The organism is Polaromonas jejuensis NBRC 106434, from assembly GCF_001598235.1.
In the GTDB taxonomy this organism is placed as follows: Bacteria; Pseudomonadota; Gammaproteobacteria; order Burkholderiales; family Burkholderiaceae_C; genus Polaromonas; species Polaromonas jejuensis.
Genome location: NZ_BCYO01000004.1, coordinates 162,053 through 181,851 on the forward strand (window position 1 = coordinate 162,053; position 19,799 = coordinate 181,851).

The window sequence follows — 19,799 nt, forward strand, 5'->3', positions numbered from 1 at the left end:
TTTGTCTCCAGTACGTTGTTGAATGGCCAGGGTGATCTTTGAACTTGTCGGTGTTTGAATGGCCGCAGTGTCAGTCGGTCTTGGCGTCGATGCCAAAGGTGCGAATCTGCTCTGACAATGCATCGTACGCACTGTCGCTCATGGCCACCAGCGGCGGCCGCACGCGCAGCCAGGCGGCGTCGCCGCTGAGGAGCGCCATCACGCCCTTGAGCGCGGGGATCAGGGCGTAACCGCCCAGAATGGCCAGCAGCTCCTTGACGCGCGCCAGATCTTGAACGGTGCCCGGTTCGTCGGGCTGCGTGACCAGGCGGTGCACCAGCTGCGGAAGGAAGTTGGCCAGGCCGCTGATGGCGCCGGTGCTGCCGCGCCGCCCCAGCGCCGGCAGGTCTGGCTCGTTGCCCACGTAGACGGTCAGCTGCTGCATGAACGCGTCGGCCAGACCCAGCGAATGCTGCAACTCGCAGGAGCTGTCCTTGATGCCGACGATGGTCTGCGGGTACAAATCCCTGAGCGTTGCAATCACGTGGTGTGACAGCCCGACGCCCGTCACCTGCGGGATGTGGTACAGGTACAGCTTGAGCCGATCGTCGGCCAGGCCGTCAATCACATAGCGGTAGCAGTCGATGATGCCCTGGTCGGACACGCCCTTGAGGAAGAAGGGCGGCAGCATCAGGCAGCCGTGCGCGCCGGCGTTTACCGCGTGGCGCGTGAGTTCCAGGGTTTCGGGCAGGGCGGCGCAACTGGTGGACACCATGATCTGGCTGGCCGGAATGCCGTTTTTGATCAGCTGTTCGATCGCTTCCTTGCGCTCGGCCAGGGAAAAGGACGGCCCTTCGCCAGTGGTGCCAAAGGGCGTCACGCCGGGGCAGCCGCGGGCGATCAGCGATTTGCAATGGGCCGCCAGTTTGGCGTGGTCAATGCTCAGGTCGGCATTCAGCGGCGTGAGCAGGGCGGGCCAGATGCCGCGGAAGGCGGCCGGGTTGGTCGGGGAAGCGGAAGTCGTCATTCAGGGGTCTCCAAAGACCACGGCATATCCGGCCGCGGCAGTCCGAGCACGCGACGGTGCGCACTCTCGATGTGGTGGCTCAGGCGATCGACCACGGCTTGCGCGTCGCGTCGCTTGAGGGCGTCTATAAACCAGAGGTGCTCTTCCATGGCGGGAATCAGCACGTCCGCGGAAAGGGTCGAGCCTTCCAGTCTGATGAGGCGCACGCGCAGGCTGTTGATGCGGTACACCTCGGAAATCAATTCGTTGCCCAGCGCATCGATCATCAGGTCATGCAGACCCCAGTCCACCGCGGTCGCCTCCTTGAGCAGGGCTGCGTCAATGGGGCCCTTGCGCGCGCGCCGCACGATGTCCAGGTGTGCCTGCTCAATGGCGGCCAGGTCGCGATCGGACACGGTGGTGACAAAGCGGCTGGCCGCCTCGCGCTCTAGCAGCTGGCGCAGCTGAAAGGCGTTGTTGATCAGTTTCAGGTCCACATGGGCCACTTGCAGGCCGCGCTGCGGCACGGTCTTGAGCAAACCCTCGGCCTCCAGGCGGGGAATCAGCTCCCGCACGGCGCCCAGCGGCATGCCCAGCAACTGCATCAGCTCGCGCTGCGAGATGAACTGGCCGGGGCGGATGTTGGCATCGACGATCTGCTGCTGAAAGCTTTCGTAGGCCTGCGCGCGCAGGCTGGTGGGGGCGGGGTGGTGGGTGCTCTTCATCGTGCAATCACTCGCCATACTGGGCAATGACACCCTTGCGCAGCAGGATATTGCCGTACTTGCGCGCCTCGCCGCTGCGCAAGACCACGAAGGCCGACTGCGCGCGCCGGTAAAAATCAAAACGCTCCAGCGAGACGGCCGGCTGTTCACCGGCTTGCCGCAGGGCAGCGGCAAACTCGGCCACCGGCTCCGGGACGGCGCTGGCATCACCCACCACCTGCATGGTCCAGGCCGCCTCGGGCACAAAATTATCCAGCGGCAATACCTGCAGCACGGCTTTCAAGGCCTCGGTTGCGCTGGCGCCGGCCAGCTGTACCAGCCGGGCGCCGCCTTGCTGCGCAATGCGGGCCGCCGGAAAATTGGCATCGACAATCGCCACCTCATCGCCATGGCCCATGCTGGCCAGCGCATGGAGGGCGTCGGGGCTCAGCAGTGGCGGGACATTTTTCAGCATGAAGGCGGTGGACAGGGGGCGTTTCTTCTGTGCGCCTGCGTCTCGTAAGTCTCTGAAAGCAATTTGAAGAAACCACGGGATTTCCCCGTGTCGATTGCTGACATGTTAGTTATACGATGGGTGAACTTTTATTAGTGCTTACCCTGCCATGACGTATTTTTTTCCTTCTTGCTCGGGCAGCGGCCTGCGGCTGGGCCTGGGCGGTGCGCCGCTGGGCAACCTGTTTTCCGCCGTCAGTGACGAAGACGCCCGGGCGCTGGTGGAGGGGGCCTGGGCCAGCGGCTGCCGCAGTTTTGATACGGCGCCGCACTACGGGCATGGCCTGTCCGAACGACGGCTGGGTGATGCTCTGCGTCGCCACCCGCGTGATGACTATGTGTTGTCCAGCAAAGTGGGGCGTGTACTGACGCCGGACGCTGCGGCGCTCACTGCCCAGCATGGCTATGTGGACATACTGCCCTTCAATCAATCGTGGGACTTCAGCATCGCAGGGACCCGTCGCAGCGTGGAGGACAGCCTGCAGCGCCTGGGCCTGCCCCGGCTGGACGTGGTGTATGTGCATGACCCCGATGCGGCAACCCACGGCGCCAGAGCGCCCGAGGTGCTGCGGCAGGTAATTGACGAAACCCTGCCTGCACTGCAGCAGCTTAAAAAGGAAGGCCTGGTGCGCGCCATTGGCCTGGGCACCAACGATGTGGCTGTCGTGCTGCAGGTGCTCAGCGAAGCCGAGCTGGATGTACTGATGCTGGCGGGCCGCTACAGCCTGCTGGACCACAGCGCGCTGCCCGAGCTGCTGCCGCAGTGCGTGGCGCGCGGCGTGCGCATTGCCCTGGGGGGCGTCTTCAACTCGGGCATTCTTGCCACCGGCGTGCGTGATGGAACACCCAGCTTCAACTACGCGCCGGCTGCGCGGGAATGGGTTGAGCGCACCGCGCGGATCGAATCGGTGTGCGAAGCCCACGGCGTGCCGCTGCGCGCGGCGGCGCTGCAATTTCCGCTGGCGCATCCGGCGGTGGAGATCGTGATGCTGGGCGCCCGCCAGGTGGCCGAGTGGGACGATGCACAGGCCATGCTGCAGCATCCCATTGCACCGCAATTCTGGGAGTCGCTGCGTGCACAGGGCCTGCTGCCCGCCGGGGCGCCCACACCATGAGCATCGACGCGCACTTTCATTGCTGGCAGCTGGCGCGCGGCGACTACGGCTGGCTCACGCCCGCCCTGGCGCCGATCTACCGTGACGTGACGGTGAGCGACTGGCAGGCCCAGGCCATCCCGCACGGCGTGACCGGCGGCGTGCTGGTACAGGCCGCGCCCACCGAGGCCGAAACCGGCTTTCTGTTGGCGCAGGCCGATGCGAACCCGGCCGTGCTGGGCGTTGTGGGTTGGGTGGATTTGCTGGCTGCCGATGCGCCTGCCCGCATTGAAAAGCTGGCGAGCCACCCCCGCCTCAAGGGCTTGCGGCCCATGCTTCAGGACATGGATGACGCCCGATGGATATTGCAGCCTGCGCTGGCGCCCGCCTTGCGTGCCATGGCCGCGCGCGGCCTGGTGTTGGACGCGCTGGTCAAGTCCGTTCACCTGCCGCATATGTTGACGCTGGCACGGCGCCACCCTGATTTGCAGCTGGTGATCGACCACGCGGCCAAGCCCGGTATCGCGGGCGGTGAGTGGCAGCCCTGGGCCGACGGCATGGCTCGGCTGGCTGCAGAAACCGGTGTGATGTGCAAACTCTCCGGCCTGATGACCGAGGCCGGCTCCGCACCCGCGCCCGGCGCCGTGCGGCGGTGGGCCGAGCATGTGCTGGCCTGCTTTGGCGCAGACCGGGTGGTGTGGGGCAGCGACTGGCCGGTGCTGGAGCGCGCGGGCAGCTATGCGCGGTGGTGGGGCGAAACCAGACAGCTGCTGGCCTCTCTGCGTCCGCAAGAACAGGCCGCCATCATGGGCGGGAACGCACGGCGCCTGTACCGGCTTTAAGCAGTGAGGTCTCCGGCGACGTCTTTAAAATCAGGCCTTCTTTGTTCATAGAGAGAATTGCGTGACTGACCTTGCCCCTTCCCGCTTGCGCATTTGCCGGGCCGATTACCACAACCCTGAGCATGCCGGCGCGCTGGTGCTGCTGCTGGACGCCTACGCGCAGGACCCGGCCGGCGGCGGCGAGCCGCTCAGTGATTTCGCCAAAAGCCACCTGGTGAAGGAGCTCGCCGTGCGGCCCCAGGCTTTCAGCGTGCTGGCGTTTGACGGCGATGCGCCTGTAGGGCTGATCAATTGCATTGAGGGCTTCTCTACTTTTGCCTGCAAGCCCCTGATCAACATTCATGATGTGGCCGTGATGGCCAGCCACCGCGGCCAGCGCGTGGGCGAGCAGATGCTGGCGTTGGTGGACGAGATCGCGCGCGAGCGCGGCGCCTGCAAGCTCACCCTGGAGGTGCTGCAGGGCAACCACAGCGCGATCAGGCTTTATGAGCGCGTGGGCTTTGCCGGCTACCAGCTGGACCCGGCCATGGGCCAGGCCCGGTTTTTTCATAAATGGCTGGACTGATGCCCTCCACGAGGTCCAGCGTCCAGTTGAGAGAGTTACAAGTCTTGGGCATTTCGGCTTTGGGGATGCGCATCAGGTCCTTCTCCTCAACAGGTCCATGAATCCCGGCTGGGCGGGCAGCTTGCTCGCCAGGTCGATGAACGCGCGCGGCTTGGGCAGCGTCTGCGTGCGCTTGGGGAAGTAAAGATACAGCCCGGCGTTCGCTGGTATGAAAGATTTGAGGACCTGTTCAAGCCGGCTTGCCTGCAGGTCGGGGCCCACCTCGAAATCGGCCATTTAGGCCAGCCCCAAGCCCTGTCGCGCAGAAGCCAACAAAGAGGCTCGGTCACTCACATGATCTTGCCTTTGATATCAATCAGGATTTCGCGCTTGTCGCGCTCGAACTCCCAGCGGTGGGCGACGCCCGATGCGACAAATCGCCACCCAGGGCGGCAAAGGCCGCCCCGATTTCTTCGGTTGCCGGGCGCAATCGGGCATACAGGCTTGCGCCTGCTTCCGTCAGTGCCAGCCGCCGGGTCGTGCGCTGAAACAGGATGACCGCATGCCGCTGCTCCAGGTGCCGAATGGCCTTGCGGACGGCGATAAGTGTTACGTCCAGTTTCGCAGCCGCCGTGGTGAAGCTCTTGTGTTCGGCCACGGCAAGGAAGAGGATTAAGCCATCAGGCAGTTTTTTTGCATGATCGTTTCATGAATCAGTGGTACATAACAAACGCGCCGAGATCGTATTGATCAAAGCAATAAGCACGCGCTTGATACCTTCCGAAGATTTTGCCAAGGCGGCCTTTTCGCCTTTTACGCCATGAACTTCACCGCTAACCCGGAGAAAACACCATGAGGCTCTCCAGCGACCGACTGACTGCGGAAGGGATTCAGAGAGGGTCGAGAGTCTTGCAGGCGTCAAGGATCCGGTGGCACACCGCCGCCGCCGTGGCTTGCTTTGCCTTGTCCGGCTCGTTGCACGCGCAGGGCGCTCCAGAGCCCGGCGCCGCCGGCGATGGCGGCTGGCGCGAGATCTACTCGGTACTGACGCATCCGCGCTGCCTGAACTGCCACACCACAACAGGCTATCCGCGCCAAGGTGACGACCGGCATCGACACAAGTTCGGTGTGGTGCGGGGGCATGAAGGGAAGGGGGCGCCGTCTGCGCTGTGCATGGCGTGTCACCAGGCGAGCAACAACGCGTCCAGCGGTGTCCCGGGTGGCCCAGGCTGGCATCTCGCACCGTTGAGCATGTCGTGGGAGTCAAGGCCTGGTGTGGCGATGAGCAGCGCCGCGTTGTGTTCGACCCTCAAGACGCGTGCGAAGAACGGCAACCACAGCCTCGCCGAACTCGTGGAGCATCACCAGAAGGAGCCGCTCGTTCTGTGGGCCTTTGAGCCGGGCATGCGGTCCGATGGCACGCCGCGGGCGGCACCGCCGATGACGCATGAGCAATTTGCCAAGACCTTCGCCGCATGGGTCAAGGCCGGGGGGCCGTGCCCCGGGCCCGACAAGACCGCGGCCGCAAGCAAGTGATTCGGCCACCCCCGGCTAATCGCCTCCAATTCAGGAGAACACAACATGATTTCGCTTCGAGTCAACGGCCGCACCGTCCAGGTCGACGCAGAGCCTGATACGCCTCTCCTGTGGGTCATCCGCGAAAACCTCAAGCTGACAGGAACCAAGTACGGCTGCGGGGTGGCGGCCTGCGGCGCCTGCACGGTCCACGTCGGTGGCAACGCCGTACGGTCCTGCTCGCTGCCGTTGTCTGCAGTGGGCAATCAGCCCGTCACAACGATCGAGGCCATCGGTGCGGATCGCGTTGGCAAGGCCGTGCAGGTGGCGTGGATCAAGCATGACGTGCCCCAATGCGGCTACTGCCAGAGCGGCCAGGTGATGACGGCGGTGGATTTTCTGAAAAAAAAGAAGCACCCGACAGAAGCGGAAGTGATCGAGTCCATGGGCGGCAATCTCTGTCGCTGTGGAACCTACGAGCGCATCAAGGCCGCTGTGCTGGATGCATCCAGGTCTCTCGCATAGGGAGGATGCCATGTCGTCCAAACAAAGCTGTGCAGCCTCCGCATCCACCCCCGATCAGCCGAGTGTCTCGCGCCGCCGCTTCGTCCAGGCCTCAGCGGCCACGGGGGCGGGCCTGGTGATCGGATTCTTCATTCCGTCGCTGCTCCGCGTCGCAAGTGCCCAGCAGCCGTCCAGCAAGGTCTTCCCGCCCAACGCCTTCCTGCGCGTGGCGCCGGACAACGCCGTGTATGTGCAGGTCTCGAAGGTCGATATCGGACAGGGGACGCTGACTGCCTTGCCCATGCTGCTTGCGGAAGAGCTGGATTGCGACTGGAAGAACGTCCATGCAGAGCTTGCCAAGGGTGAGGATGTCTTTCGGGACGCGCTGTTCGGCATCCAGATGGTCGGTGGATCCACCAGCATGGCAAATACCTTTCAGCAATACCGGGAGATTGGAGCGCGCGCGCGCAGCATGCTGGTGGCCGCTGCTGCGGCCCAGTGGAACGCTGACGCCGCAGCATGCAGGACCGCTGCCGGGGTGATCACCGGGCCGGCGGGGCAGCGCACGACCTACGGCGCGGTCGCTGACGCCGCGATGAAGTTGCCCGTGCCGCCAACGGTGAAGCTGAAAGATCCCAGGCAGTTCAAGATCATCGGCAAGGCGACGCCTCGCCTCGACTCTGCGGCCAAGTCGACGGGGCAGCAAAAGTTCGCGATGGATGTCGATGTGCCCGGCATGAAGGTGGCACTGGTGGCGAGACCCGTTCCTTGGGGTGCCAAGGTTGCCAAGCTGGACGACATGAACGCCAGGGCCATGCCTGGTGTACGAAGCATTTTCAAGTTTCCGGGCGATCGAGGTGGCGAGGCGGTCGCGGTCGTTGCCGATGGCTACTGGACCGCGAAGAAGGCGCGCGATGCGCTGAAAATCGAATGGGATACGACCGGTGTTGAGCGTGTCAGCACCGACAAGCTGCTCGATGACTACAAGGCGTTGTCGCTGAAGCCCGGAACCCCGGCCGAGAAGGCCGATGTCTCGTCAATCGCGGCATCCCCGAAGAAGATCGAGGCCCTGTTCGAGTTTCCATACCTGGCCCATGCGACGATGGAACCCCTGAACATGACGCTGCACTACACCGGCGATGCGTGCACCGTGTGGGCGGGCTCACAGTTTCAGTCTCTAGATCGCGAGGCGATCGCCAGGACACTGGGCCTGGCCGTCGAGAAAGTCGAGTTCAACACCATGATGGCAGGCGGAGGGTTTGGGCGGCGCGCCATGCCTGGGTCCCAGAACGCCATCGAAGCGGCCGAGGTCGCCAAGGTCATGCGGGGCACGCCGGTGAAGGTCATGTATTCGCGTGAGGACGATCTCAAGGCGGGCTACTATCGACCGATGCACGTGCATCGCGTGCGCATTGGCTACGACGACAGGGGCACGATCAGCGCCTGGGACCATGTGATCGTCGGCCAGTCCATCCTCACCGGCAGCCCGTTCGAGTCGTTGCTCGTCAAGGATGGCGTCGATGAGACGATGGTCGAAGGGGTTCGGCACACGCACTATGCGATTCCGAACCTTGCGCTGTCGGTCCATAACGCCAAGCCCAACGTGCCCGTCCTGTGGTGGCGGTCGGTAGGCCACAGCCATTCGGCATTTGTGATGGAGACCCTGGTCGACGAAATTGCGACATCCGTTGGTCGCGACCCGGTCGAATACCGCAGGTCCCTGTTTGCCAAGGAGGGCGAGCGCAGTCGTCAGGCGCTTGACCTCGCGGTCGAGCGTTCGGGGTACGGAAAGCGGGCACTGCCCAAAGGCAGAGCCTGGGGTGTTGCGGTCCACCACGGCTTCAACACCTCGATTGCCTATGTGGCCGAGGTTTCGCTCGTCGATGGACGGCCGAAAGTTCATCGCGTCACCGCGGGCGTGCACTGCAACATGCCGATCAACCCGCGAACGATCGAGGCGCAGGTCCAGGGCGGTATCGTGTTTGGGCTGTCCGCGACCTTGCCCGGCTTCGAGATCACGCTCAAGGACGGCGTCGTCCAGCAGTCGAACTTTTCGGACTACACGCCCGCCTACATGGGGGAATCACCCAAAGTGGATGTGCATGTGGTGCCGAACAGCGATCCTCCCACGGGCATGGGCGAGCCCCCCGTGCCGCCGATCGCGCCCGCCATCGCCAACGCGGTCGCTGCGCTGACAGGCAAGCGCCTGCGCAAGCTGCCGTTTGATACTCTGGCGGCGTAGCCTCTCCATGAAAGCCATCATGAGCGCAGAGCGCTCGGGTGTGGCGGCCTGCTGATCAATGTTCGGCGGTTGAATGCGCCCATCCAGACAAGCCATCGCTGACGGCCCATGAGCCTGAACGTCACGCTGTTTCAATGGTTGTTTCACCCAGCCAGCGGCTGAGCAGCACGCCCATCCCGGCGCCGGCAAGCTCGGCGATCACAAAACCCGGCGCACTGGTGGGCGCAATGCCGGCAAAGCTGTCCGACAGCATGCGCCCCAGAACGGCGGCCGGGTTGGCAAACGAGGTGCTGGCCGTGAACCAGTAGGCCGCACCGATGTAGCAGGCTACCAGCGCCGCGGCCTTGTCTTTGGGCGCGCGCAGCACCACCAGGATCAGCCCGGCGGTGGCCACGGCTTCCGCCAGCCACTGGCCCCAGCCGCTGAACTGGCCGGCCGCGTTCCAGCCGCCGCGCAGCTTGCTGCTGAACTGCAGCACGCTCACGTCGAACATGGCGTGCGCAGCCCAGGCGCCTGCCACCGCACCCAGCAGTTGGGCTGCTATGAAAAGAATAGCCCTCTGCGGCGATGCTTCCTGGGCTGGAAGGCCTTTTGACCATAAAACCAGCGTCACCAGCGGGTTGAAGTGTGCGCCGCTGATGGGACCCAGCACTTCAATCAGTACGTAGAGTGCAAACACGGTGGCCAGCGTGTTGGCCAGCAGGGCGATGGCGGTGTTGCCGCCGCTCAGGCGCTCGGCCATGATGCCCGAGCCAATCACCGCGCAGAGCAGGGCGGCCGTGCCGACGAATTCCGCGAGCAGCTGATGCTGGTGGGTTTTGGGCAAGACGCGGCTTGCCGGGAGGGGGCGGACCTGGCTCATGATGCGGCCAGATCGCGGGCGCGGGTTTGCAGCGTCAGCCTGTCAACGCCTGTTGCGGGCAGATTGACCAGTAATTCCAGCCGGCGGCGAATGGCGTGCAGGGTCTGGCGAAAGGCTTCGAGTTTTTGCACGTCGCTGCCTTCGGTGGCCGACGGGTCGGCGTAGCCCCAATGGGCCGTGGCGGGATGGCCCGGCCAGAAGGGGCAGGCTTCACCGGCTGCGTTGTCGCAAACGGTGATGACAAGGTCCATTTGCGGTGCGTCAGCCTGGCTGAACTCGTCCCAGCTCTTGCTGCGCAGGCCTTCTGTCGAGATGCCGGCGGATTGCAGGACTTGGAGCGCCAGTGGGTTGGGCTGCTGGTTATTGCGCGGGCTGCTGCCGGCCGAGAACGCCTGGAAGCGGCCTTTGCCGATGTGCTTGAGCGTGGCTTCGGCCAGGATGCTGCGGGCCGAGTTGTGGGTGCATAAAAACAGGACGTTGATGGGGCGATCAGACATGGTGTTTCAGTGGGTTAAAGAGGTCGAAGGAAATTTGTTGCTATGAAGTTGATAGCTGTTTACGCCCGTTGGTATTGGGCTGCGTGCCAAAAACTCATCAAATCGTCAGCAATCGAGGCAGGCCGCTCCGGCGCTGGCTTCGCAAGCCTGGCCTTCGCAGCAGTGCTCGCTCAGGTAGCCCAGCAGGGCGTTCATCTGGCCAAAATTGGCGCGGTAAATCAGGTTGCGGCCGCGCGCTTCGCTGCTGACCAGGCCTGAATGCGCCAGCTCCTTCAGGTGAAAGGACAGGGCGCTGGGCGCCACGCCCAGCTGCTCGGCCATGCTGCCCGGCGTGAGCCCGGCCGGTCCGGCCACCACCAGTGCGCGGAAGGCGCGCAGGCGTTGCGCCTGGGCCAGCGCCGCCAAGGCCTTGACGGCAGAGGTTTCATCGAGCGTTGTCAGACTATCGCTTTGGCTAATTGCTTCCATAATTCAAATATAATTGAATTATGGAAATGAGGCAATGCTTCAAATCATTCAGTGCGCCTGTGCCGGCATCTTCATCAGGAAAATACGCCCATGTCCAACATCACGATTTACCACAACCCCCGCTGCGGGACCTCGCGCAACACGCTGGCGCTGATCAGAAACACCGGCGCGGAGCCCGAGATCATTGAATACCTGCTCACGCCGCCGACGCGCGAAAAGCTCGCGGCGCTGATCGCGCAGATGGCGATTCCGGTGCGCGAGCTGATCCGCGCCAAGGAAAAGCTGTATGACGAGCTCCAGCTGGACGACCCGGCGCTGAGCGATGACGCGCTGATGGACGCCATGCTGGCCCATCCCATACTGATCAACCGGCCCATCGTGGTGACGCCGCTGGGCACGCGCCTGTGCCGGCCCTCCGAAGCCGTGCTGGACATCCTGCCGCTGCCGCAGCGTGCTGCGTTTGCCAAGGAAGATGGCGAGCCGGTGATCGATGAGAAGGGCGAGCGTGTTGCCGGCCGCTGAATCCCCGGCCGCGGATCTTCCCCATATCGACCCGGCGTTTTTTGTGCGGCCGACGGCCGCCCGGCTCCAGGCGCCGGTGCCCAGCACGCACCCGCCGCGCATTTTGCTGCTCTATGGTTCGGTGCGCGAGCGCTCCTACAGCCGCCTGGCCAGCGAGGAGGCGGCCCGCCTGCTGCAGGCCATGGGCGCCCAAACCCAAACCTTTGACCCGCGCGGCCTGCCTCTGCCCGATGACGCGCCGGACTCGCATCCCAGGGTGCAGCAACTGCGCCAGCTGGCGCAATGGGCCGAAGGCATGGTCTGGTGTTCGCCGGAACGCCACGGCGCCATGACCGGCATCATGAAGTCGCAAATCGACTGGATTCCGCTCTCGGACGGTGCGGTGCGCCCCACCCAGGGCAAGACGCTGGCCGTGATGCAGGTCTCGGGCGGCTCGCAGTCCTTCAACGCTGTCAACCAGATGCGGGTGCTGGGCCGCTGGATGCGCATGCTGACCATTCCCAACCAGTCCTCGGTGGCCAAGGCCTTTCTGGAGTTTGACGAGGCTGGTCGCATGAAGCCCTCGGCTTACTACGACCGGCTGGTGGATGTCATGGAGGAACTGGTCAAATTGACCCTGCTGACCCGTGACGTGTCGCCCTGGCTGGTAGACCGTTACAGCGAGCGCAAGGAAAGCGCCGAGGCACTGTCCCAACGGGTGAACCAGCGCGCGCTGTAGCGCACGCTCTGGGCGCGGCAGCAGGCGTTCAGTCCATTCCGGTCAGGCGCAGGCCGGCTTCTTAAGCCTTTCAGGCCTCCCGTCCACGGCTGGCGGGCGCAAGTAGCTATTGATTTGATAGCGTTTGTCGGGGCCTGCAGCGGCTCACGCCGGCGGCCCGGCTGCGGGGCTGCTGTCACGCAACTGCCATTGAATTGACACGAACGTGTCACCCCCGGCTTTCAGAATCACGCCATGACCCGAACGATGGAGCATGCGATGGGACTGGACTTGAATCACGCCGGTGAGCAGGCGGCAGCAGAAAAAACGGTCGGCCGACTCGGCCAGTACGACCTCGGCACGCAGTGTCTGCGCATTTTGCGATGCACCGCCAAGGCCATGGCCAGCAGCCCCGGCGGCTTGCGTTTCAGGGCGGGGACCCGGCCCTGGCTGGAGGGTGTGCCGGGTGGCCGACGTGAAAGCGCGGTTTTTCAGGCCGCCAATGAATAAGTGTCAAGCCCCTTTAAGTCCTCTTAATGGGGCTTTTTTACAGCCGGATTCCAGGCAAAGCGGTTTCGTTTTTTGAGATATCAAGAAAACAAGGAGTTAGCCATGAAAGAACTGCCCAATCCCACCTTTGCATTGTCGCCCGTCGCAATGCCACGGGGGTCACTTCATCAAAGCGGTCATGTTGTCAGCCAGCCCGCTGTTCAAGGGGTTCAAAGGCCTGCAGTGGGGAAAATCTCGGTCAGCTGGGCCCGGCACCAGGACGAGGTCCGGCAGGCGCAGCGCCTGAGGTACCAGGTGTTCGCGCTGGAAATGGGCGCGACGCTGTCGAAAACCCTGCCCGGCCATGACGTGGACCTGTTTGACGACTACTGCGAGCACCTGCTGGTGCGCGACGCCGACAGCCAGGAGGTGATTGGCACCTACCGCGTGCTGACGCCGACCCAGGCCAAGCGTGTGGGCAGCACCTACAGCGACACCGAGTTCGACCTGACCCGGCTGCGCAGCCTGCGCGAGCGCATGGTCGAGCTGGGCCGCAGCTGCGTGCACGCCGACCATCGGCATGGCGGCGTGATCCTGGCGCTGTGGGGTGCGCTGGCCGAGTTCATGGCCCGCAACCAGCTCGACACCATGATTGGCTGCGCCAGCATCCCGATGCAGCACAACGGTGTGTCCAGTGGCCACGCGGCGGCCAGCATCTGGCGCCAGGTCAGGCAAACCCATCTGGCGGCTATCGAGTACCGCGTGACGCCGCGCCTGGCCCTGCCGGTCGAGCAACTCGACGATTCGCTGGACATTGAACCACCCGCGCTCATCAAGGGCTACCTGCGCCTGGGCGCCAAGGTGCTGGGCGCGCCCGCCTGGGACCCGGACTTCAATTCGGCCGACTTGCCCATGATGATGCGCATCGCCGATTTGCCGCCGCGTTACCTGAAGCATTTTTCCGGCAAACCGCTGTCTGGCAAGCCGGAGCCGGCCTGATGCGAAGCATGTTCGACGCCATGGGGTCGCTCGGGAACGGGTTTGCACCCGACGACGATGACAACGACGATGACGCGCTGCGCAAGCGTTACCGCACGATTTTCATTTCCGACCTGCACCTGGGCACACCCGGCTGCCAGGCCTTGGCCCTGCTGGATTTTCTGAAGGCCCACCCCAGCGACAACCTCTACCTGGTGGGCGACATCGTCGATGGCTGGCAGTTGCGCCGCAAATGGTACTGGCCGCAATCGCACAACGACGTGGTTCAAAAGCTCTTGCGGCGCGCCCGCAAAGGCTGTCGCATTGTTTATGTGCCCGGCAACCATGATGAGTTTGCGCGTGAATTTATCGGTCACCAGTTCGGCGGCATCGAGGTGATTGATGAAGCCGTGCACACCACCGCCGACGGCCGCCGGTTGTGGATCATCCACGGCGACTATTTCGATGCCGTGGTGCAGTGCGCCAAATGGCTGGCCTATGTGGGCGACAACCTCTATGAATTCACCCTCAAGCTCAACCGCTACCTGAACCGCCTGCGCGCCCGCATGGGCCTGCCTTACTGGTCGCTGTCGGCCTATCTGAAGCAAAAGGTCAAGAGCGCGCTCAACTACGTCACGGACTTTGAAGTGGCTGTCGCCAACGAGGCGCGCCAGCGTGGCCACCAGGGCGTGGTCTGCGGCCACATCCACCGCGCCGAGATGCGCGACATCAGCGGCGTGCTGTACTGCAACGACGGCGACTGGGTCGAAAGCCGCACCGCGCTGGTGGAAAACTTCGACGGCACGCTGGAACTGCTGCACTGGGCGCCGGCCCATGAAACCCAGGGCCGCGGCCATGTCGCTGCAACGGCGGTCGCATGAAGATAGCCCTGATCACCGATGCCTGGCAGCCCCAGGTCAATGGCGTCGTCACCACCCTGGTGGAACTGGTGCGCGAGTTGGGGCAAGCCGGACACGAGGTCGAGGTGATTCACCCCGGCCTGTTCAAGACCCGGCCTTGCCCGGGCTATGCCGGCATTGACCTGGCGGTGCGCCCCAAGCGCGGCCTCACGGACAGGCTGGACGCGTTCGGGCCGGAAGCCATACACATTGCCACCGAGGGCCCGCTGGGCTGGGCCGCGCGCAGCTACTGCATCAAGCGCGGTTTGCGTTTCACGACCGCGTTTCATACCAAGTTTCCTGAAATCCTCCATGCGGCCCTGAAAATTCCGCTGTCGTGGGGCTATGCGCTGTTTCGCCACTTCCACAAGCCGTCTTCCGGTGTGATGGTGCCTACCCATGGCGTGCTGCGCATGCTGGCGCAGCGCGGTTTTCGCAACCTGCGCAGCTGGACGCATGGCGTGGATACGCAGCTGTTCATCTTCCAGCCTGAGCCGCGCCCCCATCCGCCGCTTTCTCCGCCCACCGGCATCGTGGCCCGTCCGGTCTCGCTGTTTGTGGGGCGGGTGTCTTACGAAAAAAACATAGAGGCTTTTTTAAGGCTGGATATTCCCGGCACCAAAGTCGTCTGCGGGGTGGGGCCGCTGGAATCCTCGCTCCGGGAGCGTTACCCCAACGTCCGCTGGATGGGCGTGCTGGCCCGCCCCGAACTGGCCAGGGTGTATGCGGCGGCCGATGTGTTTGTGTTTCCGAGCAAGTCGGAAACCTTTGGCCTGGTCATGCTGGAGGCCATGGCGGCTGGCACGCCGGTGGCGGCCTACCCGGTCGATGGGCCGCTGGAAGTGCTGGGAAAACCCGACGGCAGCTGTCACGGCGGTGTCATGGACGCCGATTTGCAGCAGGCCTGTTACGGGGCGCTGGCGGTGCCGCGTCATGAGGCGCGTCTGCGTGCCTTAGACTTCAGCTGGGCGCATGCCGCGCAGCTGTTCGAGAGTTACCTGGTGGCGGCCCAAAACATGACTGCTTGCAAGCCTGCCGGAGCCGGTGCAACATCAGTCAAAAGTACTGTCACGCCTTTGTCATCAAACCAATAAACACTCAGGGTTACCTTTGATTACTGAGATCTGTCCTTGTTGATGCCCGCTTCACCCGTCCCGCTGACCGCTGCGGCGCCAGTCATCCAGTTTCTGGACCGCGACCACGGCATCCTCGCCTTCAACGAGCGGGTGCTGGACTGGGCCAGGCGGGCGGATGTGCCCCTGCTGGAGCGCCTGCGGTTTTTGTGCATCGTGTCGTCCAATCTGGACGAGTTTTTCGAGGTCCGCACGGCGCCTCATTTGACGGCGGCCCAAAGCAGCGAGCAAAAGGGTGTGTACACAGCCCAATCCTTCCAGGCGCTTTCGGCGGCGACACATGACATGGTGGCGCGCCAGTATGCCCTCTACAACAATGAGCTGCTGCCCGCGTTTGAACGGCAAGGCATTCGTATCATCTCGCACGGCGCGCGCAATCCGGCCCAGCGGCGCTGGGTCAAGGATTATTTCGAAAGGCAGGTGCGGCCCCTGCTGATTCCGGTCGGACTGGATCCTTCCCATCCGTTTCCACAGGTGGCCAACAAGTCACTCAATTTCATTGTCCGGCTCAGCGGGTATGACGCCTTTGGACGTCAGAACGACATTGCCATCGTCAAAGTCCCGCGGGTGTTGCCGCGTCTGATCGAGATGCCTGGCCAGGACGGCAAGAAGGGGACGCTGTTTGTTTTGCTGTCCAGTGTCATCCGGTCCCACCTGGCCGAGCTGTTTCCCGGCCGGGGCGTGGAGCAGTTTTCCCAGTTCCGTGTCACGCGGCACTCCGATCTGGCGGTGGATGAAGACGACGTGAAAAACCTGCGCATGGCGTTGCGCCAGGGTCTGGAGCAGCGCCACTATGGCCAGGCCGTCCGCCTGGAAGTGTCGGCCGGCTGCTCGGAATACCTCTCTGGCTTTCTACTCAAGCAGTTCAACCTGCCGGCGCTTGCCTTGTACCGGGTGAATGGCCCGGTCAACCTGGTGCGGCTGACTCAGCTGGTGGACCTGGTCAACGATCCCAAACTGCTTTTCCCGCGCTACAGCGGCTGCTATCCAATGCAACTGCAGCCCGGGCAGTCTTTTTTCGAGCGGCTCAAGCAGGGCGATGTGTCCAGCCACCAGCCGTTTGAGAGTTTCGACGGCGTGTTGGATTTTCTACGCGAGGCCGTTAACGATCCCCAGGTGTTGGCGATCAAGCAGACCATTTACCGCACCGGCACCGATTCGGAGCTGATGCTGCTGTTGCGGGAAGCCGTTCGGCGTGGCAAGGAAGTCACCGTCGTGGTGGAGCTCAAGGCGCGCTTCGACGAGGAAGCCAACATCAACTGGGCAGAAATGCTGGAGTCGATTGGGGCGCAAGTGGTGTACGGCGTGGTGGGCCTGAAGACCCACGCCAAAATGCTGCTGGTGACCCGGCGTGAAGGCCGGCGCCTCCGCCGCTACGCCCACCTGTCTACCGGCAACTACAACCCGCGCACGGCCCGCCTCTACACCGACCTGAGTTACCTGACGGCCGAGCCCTTGATGACGGCAGACATTGACAATGTCTTCGTGCACCTGGCCAGCCAAAGCCGCTTGCCCAAATTGAATCATCTGTGGCTGGCACCGTTTCAGCTGCACCGCAAGCTGCTGGACAAAATCGACTCGCTGGGCGAAGCCGCCCTGCAGGGCAAAGACACGCGCATTGTGGTCAAAATGAATGCGCTGACCGACGAAGACCTGATACTGGCGCTTGTCAGGGCCGGGCAGCGCGGCGTGAAAATTGATTTGATCGTGCGCGGCGGCTGCATGTTGCCGGCGCAGGTGCCGGGCGTCACGGACAACATCCGGGTGCGCTCGGTGATTGGCCGTTTTCTGGAGCATTCGCGCGTGTTTTATTTCCGCTGCGCGGAGGAAGAAGCCTTGTACTTATCCAGCGCCGACTGGATGAACCGCAACATGCTGCGGCGGATAGAACTGGCCTGGCCGGTGAACGATCCTGCCATCCGCCAGCGCATCGTGGACGAATGCCTGGTGGCCTACCTGAACGACGGGTGCGATGCCTGGGATCTGCAACCTGATGGCACCTACGCGCGCGTCAATCCGCCAGATCCGGCACAGCGCCACGGCGCACAGTCGGCCTTGATGGCCCGCTATTCGGGCTCCCTGCAACAGGAGAAATGAGTCATGGACCTGATCCTGTGGCGTCATGCGGAGGCAGAAGACTGGTCCGGCCGTGATGCGCAGGGTCTCCATGACTTGCAGCGGGCGCTGACACCACGCGGGGAAAAGCAGGCCGCGCGCATGGCCAGCTGGCTGGACCGGCAGTTGCCCGAAGGGGCGCGCATCATGGTGAGCCCGGCCAGGCGCTGCGAGCAGACGGCGCTGGCGCTGGGGCGCAAATACAAGATCAGGCCCGAGCTGGGCCCCGGTGCCAGCCCGGCGCAATTGCTGGAGCTGGTGCAATGGCCGCTGGGTAAATCACCCATTCTGCTGGTGGGCCACCAACCTACGCTGGGGCAAGTCATTGCGCAGCTGCTGGGCCTGCAGGAAAACGACTACCCGGTCAAAAAAGGGGCGCTGTGGTGGTTTCGCAGCCGGGACCGGGAGGGCCGCAGCCAGACCATCGTGGTGACCGTGCAATCACCCGAGGTACTTTGAGCCGCTGCTGTGCGGCTGCGTTTCGGCGGGCCGGTTCAGAGCCCGGCCAGGGCCAGGGTCCATGGCGTTTTTTGCCATGCCAGCACCTCCTCCTGCAGCAAATACGCTGATTGGGGATAGGCTTGGGCCCAGCCGGTCCGGCAGTTCAGCACAAAAAGCCGTGCCGGTTCGGCACCGGATTCAAGCTGCAGGCCCTTGAGGTCCGGCTCCCGGCGGGCATGGCACAGGATGACCGCCAGCCGCAGGCAAAGCAGTTGCTGGATGAACACGCGGTCTTCAAAGTCGGCTTCCAGCTTGCGCAATTTGCCGCGATGCCCCAGCACCAGCTGGCTCAGTCGATGCAGTTCGGGCAGGGCGAAGCCGGGTGCATCGGCATTGTCGAGAATGTAGGCGCCATGCTTGTGGTAATCGCCGTGTGAAATCTGGCTGCCAATCTCGTGAAGCTGCGCGGCCCATTCGAGTTTGCGCTGCAGGCGTTCCGACTCGGCACGCGGCATGCCCGAGCACGCCATCAGAAACAGCTGCCGGGACACCTTGCTGACGCGCTGGGCCTGCGCCGCATCGGCATTGAATTTGGTCGTCAGGCGCCGCACGGTCGTGGAACGCAAATCGGTCAGGTCCTGCTCGCGGTCCAGCAGGTCATAAAGCACGCCGTGGCGCAGCGCGCCTTGCGCCGCTTCCATGTGCTCGATATCCAGCAGGTCAAACACGGCCCGCAGCACGCTGATGCCGCCGCCGATGACGGCGCGCCGGTCCTCCTTCATGCCGTCAATCTTCAGCCGGTCGGCGCTTTGCGCCCTGAGCAGGCGATCCTGCAGCCAGTCAAGGCCGCCGCGGGTAACCCCGCCGGGTGGCCAGCCCGCAGCCGTCAGTACATCGCCGACGGCCCCAATCGTTCCTGATGAGCCATAAGCGGTATCCCACAGGCCCGAACGGTAGATGTCGAAGGCCTCGTCAAGAACCGCCTTGGCGGCTATTTCGGCCATCTCGAAAGCGCGGAGGCTGAACTGCCCGTCCGGAAAGTACTTCATGGACCAGGCCACGCTGCCCACGTTGTAGGACTCCATGGTCTGGGCTTCAAGGCCGCGGCCCAGGATCATTTCGGTCGAGCGCCCGCCAATATCCACCACCAGCCGGCGCTCGTCCGACTGCGGCAGCGTGTGGGCCACGCCCTGGTAAATCAGGCGGGCTTCTTCGCGGCCTGAAATGACATCGATGGGAAAGCCGAGGATTTTGTGGGCACGCGCCAGAAATTCCTCGCGGTTGCGCGCTTCGCGCAAGGTTTGTGTGGCCACCGCCCGGACCTGCGTTTTTTTGAAGCCGGCCAGCCGCTCGCCAAAGCGGGCCAGGCAGTCCCAGCCGCGCTGCATGGCTTCGGCGCCCAGGTTGCCGTCGGCACCGAGGCCGTTGCCCTGGCGCACGGTTTCCTTGATGTATTCGGTGCGGTGGATCAGGCCGTGATCAAAGCGGCCAATTTCGAGCCTGAAGCTGTTGGAGCCCAAATCCACCGCGGCGAGTAGCGTTCCGTTTTGCATGTCTGAGTTTCTTTTTGCGGGCCCAGCATAGCATTCACGCGAGAGTCGCATGGGCCCTTGTACTACAACCCGAAAATATCGAAACATGAAAGCGCGTCTTCGCACCCATGGCAGCGTTGCAACCCTTGCGAAGGCGCATGGCCTTCGCTGCGGCTTGCGCCTTGCCCTGGGCAGGAATCCATCGCTTTCATGGTGTTTCGCT

At 63.7% G+C, this 19,799-nt stretch carries 23 protein-coding genes; 14 read left to right on the plus strand and 9 right to left on the minus strand.

Features of this window, described 5'->3' with window-relative positions:
- Window positions 1–70 precede the first annotated feature (70 nt).
- The 3 genes from PJE01S_RS06950 to PJE01S_RS06960 are packed head-to-tail and all read right to left on the minus strand — an operon-like array spanning window position 71 to window position 2,164.
- Window positions 71–1,006: a dihydrodipicolinate synthase family protein gene (locus PJE01S_RS06950; protein ID WP_068832425.1), complete on the minus strand. Its 936-nt coding sequence runs from the start codon at window positions 1,004–1,006 to the stop codon at window positions 71–73.
- Window positions 1,003–1,710 (minus strand): GntR family transcriptional regulator, encoded by a 708-nt coding sequence (locus PJE01S_RS06955; RefSeq protein ID WP_068832426.1) that lies wholly within the window; start codon window positions 1,708–1,710, stop codon window positions 1,003–1,005. Before PJE01S_RS06955 ends, PJE01S_RS06950 begins: the two co-directional genes overlap by 4 nt.
- Before the next feature lie 7 nt (window positions 1,711–1,717).
- Window positions 1,718–2,164 (minus strand): RbsD/FucU family protein, encoded by a 447-nt coding sequence (locus tag PJE01S_RS06960; protein WP_068832427.1) that lies wholly within the window; start codon window positions 2,162–2,164, stop codon window positions 1,718–1,720.
- Window positions 2,165–2,312: 148 nt separating this feature from the next.
- On the opposite strand from PJE01S_RS06960, the gene PJE01S_RS06965 reads away from it, so the two are divergent.
- From PJE01S_RS06965 to PJE01S_RS06975, 3 genes are all read left to right on the plus strand, one after another.
- Window positions 2,313–3,317: an aldo/keto reductase gene (locus PJE01S_RS06965; protein WP_068832428.1), complete on the plus strand. Its 1,005-nt coding sequence runs from the start codon at window positions 2,313–2,315 to the stop codon at window positions 3,315–3,317.
- Entirely contained in the window at window positions 3,314–4,138 is an 825-nt protein-coding gene (locus PJE01S_RS06970) for an amidohydrolase family protein (RefSeq protein ID WP_068832429.1), read from the plus strand. The genes PJE01S_RS06965 and PJE01S_RS06970 overlap by 4 nt, the downstream gene beginning before the upstream one ends.
- Before the next feature lie 61 nt (window positions 4,139–4,199).
- Entirely contained in the window at window positions 4,200–4,703 is a 504-nt protein-coding gene (locus PJE01S_RS06975; protein WP_068832430.1) for a GNAT family N-acetyltransferase, read from the plus strand.
- Between the two features lie 72 nt (window positions 4,704–4,775).
- Here PJE01S_RS06975 and PJE01S_RS25730 read toward each other — a convergent pair whose 3' ends face one another.
- Together PJE01S_RS25730 and PJE01S_RS25735 are read right to left on the minus strand one after the other, a co-directional pair.
- Window positions 4,776–4,979 (minus strand): type 2 periplasmic-binding domain-containing protein, encoded by a 204-nt coding sequence (locus tag PJE01S_RS25730; RefSeq protein WP_068832431.1) that lies wholly within the window; start codon window positions 4,977–4,979, stop codon window positions 4,776–4,778.
- Window positions 4,980–5,058: 79 nt separating this feature from the next.
- The gene (locus tag PJE01S_RS25735) at window positions 5,059–5,370 is read right to left on the minus strand and encodes a LysR family transcriptional regulator (RefSeq protein ID WP_339374665.1); all 312 of its coding nucleotides are present in this window, start codon (window positions 5,368–5,370) and stop codon (window positions 5,059–5,061) included.
- Between the two features lie 164 nt (window positions 5,371–5,534).
- Between PJE01S_RS25735 and PJE01S_RS06990 the strand changes: the two genes are divergently transcribed.
- The 3 genes from PJE01S_RS06990 to PJE01S_RS07000 are packed head-to-tail and all read left to right on the plus strand — an operon-like array spanning window position 5,535 to window position 8,943.
- Window positions 5,535–6,218, plus strand: coding sequence for a hypothetical protein (locus tag PJE01S_RS06990; protein ID WP_068832433.1), 684 nt, complete (start codon window positions 5,535–5,537; stop codon window positions 6,216–6,218).
- A 45-nt stretch (window positions 6,219–6,263) separates the two neighbouring features.
- The gene (locus tag PJE01S_RS06995; protein WP_068832434.1) at window positions 6,264–6,722 is read left to right on the plus strand and encodes a (2Fe-2S)-binding protein; all 459 of its coding nucleotides are present in this window, start codon (window positions 6,264–6,266) and stop codon (window positions 6,720–6,722) included.
- A gap of 10 nt (window positions 6,723–6,732) precedes the next feature.
- Window positions 6,733–8,943: a xanthine dehydrogenase family protein molybdopterin-binding subunit gene (locus PJE01S_RS07000; protein ID WP_157090252.1), complete on the plus strand. Its 2,211-nt coding sequence runs from the start codon at window positions 6,733–6,735 to the stop codon at window positions 8,941–8,943.
- A gap of 121 nt (window positions 8,944–9,064) precedes the next feature.
- Here PJE01S_RS07000 and PJE01S_RS07005 read toward each other — a convergent pair whose 3' ends face one another.
- The 3 genes from PJE01S_RS07005 to PJE01S_RS07015 all read right to left on the minus strand — a co-directional run bounded on the left by PJE01S_RS07005 (window position 9,065) and on the right by PJE01S_RS07015 (window position 10,770).
- The gene (locus PJE01S_RS07005) at window positions 9,065–9,805 is read right to left on the minus strand and encodes an aquaporin (RefSeq protein ID WP_068832436.1); all 741 of its coding nucleotides are present in this window, start codon (window positions 9,803–9,805) and stop codon (window positions 9,065–9,067) included.
- Entirely contained in the window at window positions 9,802–10,302 is a 501-nt protein-coding gene (locus tag PJE01S_RS07010) for an arsenate reductase ArsC (protein WP_068832437.1), read from the minus strand. The genes PJE01S_RS07005 and PJE01S_RS07010 overlap by 4 nt, the downstream gene beginning before the upstream one ends.
- Before the next feature lie 105 nt (window positions 10,303–10,407).
- Complete coding sequence (locus PJE01S_RS07015) at window positions 10,408–10,770, minus strand: ArsR/SmtB family transcription factor (protein WP_068832438.1); 363 nt, start codon at window positions 10,768–10,770, stop codon at window positions 10,408–10,410.
- A gap of 90 nt (window positions 10,771–10,860) precedes the next feature.
- Between PJE01S_RS07015 and arsC the strand changes: the two genes are divergently transcribed.
- From arsC to PJE01S_RS07055, 8 genes are all read left to right on the plus strand, one after another.
- Window positions 10,861–11,292 carry an arsenate reductase (glutaredoxin) gene (gene arsC / locus PJE01S_RS07020; RefSeq protein ID WP_068832439.1) on the plus strand — a complete coding sequence of 144 codons (432 nt, stop codon included), beginning with the start codon at window positions 10,861–10,863 and terminating at the stop codon, window positions 11,290–11,292.
- Window positions 11,261–12,010, plus strand: coding sequence for an arsenical resistance protein ArsH (gene arsH / locus PJE01S_RS07025; RefSeq protein WP_068832440.1), 750 nt, complete (start codon window positions 11,261–11,263; stop codon window positions 12,008–12,010). Before arsC ends, arsH begins: the two co-directional genes overlap by 32 nt.
- A 234-nt stretch (window positions 12,011–12,244) precedes the next feature.
- A complete protein-coding gene (locus tag PJE01S_RS07030) occupies window positions 12,245–12,499 on the plus strand; it encodes a hypothetical protein (RefSeq protein WP_157090253.1) in 255 nt (84 codons plus the stop codon).
- Window positions 12,500–12,601: 102 nt separating this feature from the next.
- Entirely contained in the window at window positions 12,602–13,477 is an 876-nt protein-coding gene (locus tag PJE01S_RS07035; RefSeq protein ID WP_068832441.1) for a GNAT family N-acetyltransferase, read from the plus strand.
- A complete protein-coding gene (locus tag PJE01S_RS07040) occupies window positions 13,477–14,337 on the plus strand; it encodes a UDP-2,3-diacylglucosamine diphosphatase (RefSeq protein ID WP_068832442.1) in 861 nt (286 codons plus the stop codon). The genes PJE01S_RS07035 and PJE01S_RS07040 overlap by 1 nt, the downstream gene beginning before the upstream one ends.
- Complete coding sequence (locus PJE01S_RS07045) at window positions 14,334–15,449, plus strand: glycosyltransferase family 4 protein (protein ID WP_068832443.1); 1,116 nt, start codon at window positions 14,334–14,336, stop codon at window positions 15,447–15,449. Before PJE01S_RS07040 ends, PJE01S_RS07045 begins: the two co-directional genes overlap by 4 nt.
- 42 nt (window positions 15,450–15,491) lie before the next feature.
- Entirely contained in the window at window positions 15,492–17,585 is a 2,094-nt protein-coding gene (gene ppk1 / locus PJE01S_RS07050) for a polyphosphate kinase 1 (RefSeq protein WP_068832444.1), read from the plus strand.
- Window positions 17,586–17,588: 3 nt separating this feature from the next.
- A complete protein-coding gene (locus tag PJE01S_RS07055) occupies window positions 17,589–18,062 on the plus strand; it encodes a SixA phosphatase family protein (RefSeq protein WP_068832445.1) in 474 nt (157 codons plus the stop codon).
- Window positions 18,063–18,097: 35 nt separating this feature from the next.
- On the opposite strand, the gene ppx is transcribed toward PJE01S_RS07055, so the two are convergent.
- The gene (gene ppx / locus PJE01S_RS07060; protein WP_068832446.1) at window positions 18,098–19,597 is read right to left on the minus strand and encodes an exopolyphosphatase; all 1,500 of its coding nucleotides are present in this window, start codon (window positions 19,595–19,597) and stop codon (window positions 18,098–18,100) included.
- Between the last annotated feature and the right edge of the window lie 202 nt (window positions 19,598–19,799).